The sequence below is a fragment of the Sphingobacterium phlebotomi genome (assembly GCF_008180195.1).
GTDB classification, from domain to species: domain Bacteria; phylum Bacteroidota; class Bacteroidia; order Sphingobacteriales; family Sphingobacteriaceae; genus Sphingobacterium; species Sphingobacterium phlebotomi.
This window is the reverse complement of sequence record NZ_VTAV01000041.1, coordinates 1-1426: the sequence shown is the minus strand read 5'-3', so window position 1 is coordinate 1426 and position 1426 is coordinate 1. Positions and strand designations below refer to the sequence as shown.

General features: G+C 38.3%; 2 protein-coding genes. Both read left to right on the top strand.

What is annotated here, in order from left to right:
* Positions 1 to 854, top strand: an 854-nt coding sequence (locus tag FXV77_RS21855; RefSeq protein ID WP_222867859.1) for an RHS repeat-associated core domain-containing protein, incomplete at its 5' end; no start/stop codon positions are given.
* A gap of 2 nt (positions 855 to 856) precedes the next feature.
* A complete protein-coding gene (locus FXV77_RS21850) occupies positions 857 to 1288 on the top strand; it encodes a hypothetical protein (protein ID WP_148921370.1) in 432 nt (143 codons plus the stop codon).
* Positions 1289 to 1426 lie beyond the last annotated feature (138 nt).

Below are 1426 nucleotides of genomic sequence, written 5' to 3'. Positions count from 1 at the left end.
AATATTCGGAAAAAGATGGTGAAACTGGCTGGAATAATTTCTATCTTCGTAACTACGATCCTGCGATAGGACGTTGGTTGAGTACAGATCCTTATGGGCAATACTGGTCTCCATATGTGGGGATGGGTAACAACCCGGTGATGAGGTTTGACCCGGATGGTGGCTGGGACGGTGGAGGCGATCCAAATAAACCAGCTTACACGGTGTTGTTGAAAGAAGTTGTTGTTACGGCTAAATCTTCGTGGAATTGGGCTGTAAATAGCTTCAATAATGTTAATTGGGCACAGCAATGGGATAACTTTCAAAGCGGTTTACCCGTATGGCAATCATCGAGAATGTTTGAGTCCGCCATGTACAATGGTGATTACCTTGGCGCAATGGGTTATTTCGGAACCGCTTTGGCCGAAGGTGCAACTTGGGGGTATGGAACTTTGTGGGGTAGGCCAACACAGTTTGCTTTAACAACAACCGGTACTCCGATTGTGGAGGATGTCCTTCAAGGGGGAGGACGTGGATTGGTTAATCTTACAGAGGAAACTTTTTCGCAAGCGTTATTGAAAGGTGCAGAAAATGTAGCGGGATATTCTGTTTATGGAACCAAAGGTTTGGTTGGTAATACATTTAACCGAAACATCTTTTTGTTGGAAGCTTCTGGAAGCAAAAGCTTTTTAGGTTTCAGGTCATTTGTGAGCAGTTTAGAAGCAGAAGCGATAAGTGCGGGCGCAAGTAAAATTTCAATTCATGGCTCTTCTGTGATTAATAAAGGTTTCCTTAATCCAAATATTGCTAAACGCTTTGGTTACACATTTAAGCAATCAGGTAACGGAGTTTTTTTACAAAAAAAATTAAATTAATTATGAACAGTGATAAATTATCAACATATATATCAATATTCAAAAGAAAAGGCGGCGAAGGATTATACACGAAGATTATTAAAGAATCAAATGAAAGGGATTATAGTAGTCTATTTTCTCAATTAGAAGAAAAGGAAAAGCCATTACTTATTTACTTTATAAACTTGTTGAATTGGTTTATGCTTACTAATAATAGAATTTTGATGTCTGAAGAAGGAAAATCTATATTTTTATATCTTACAGATATAACCGAAGTGCGTCCAGCATTACAAGAAGAAATGAACGAAGGGATTGTTGATAAACGAAAATTTACTAAGCTAAAGATAAAAATAAAAAATGGGAAATCTTTTGTTTCTAAATTAGAAGAGGGACAACCATATCAAGGAATTTATCAGGTATTACATTTCATAGCGAACAACAACAATAGCAGATGATGCCACTTAGGGGTAAAGACAATTCTATATCGCGCAGTTTCTCAAATGACAACTCCAACCGCTTTCCTATACGAACTATGACGCCAACGACAGACTCATAGAAGGAGGGGTATACAGCGGTATGCTTTCTTTCTCCGG

What these genes read in the sequence shown, in the direction of transcription:
- FXV77_RS21850 (WP_148921370.1), top strand. Translation starts at nt 857, where the DNA reads ATGAACAGTGATAAATTATCAACATATATATCAATATTCAAAAGAAAA.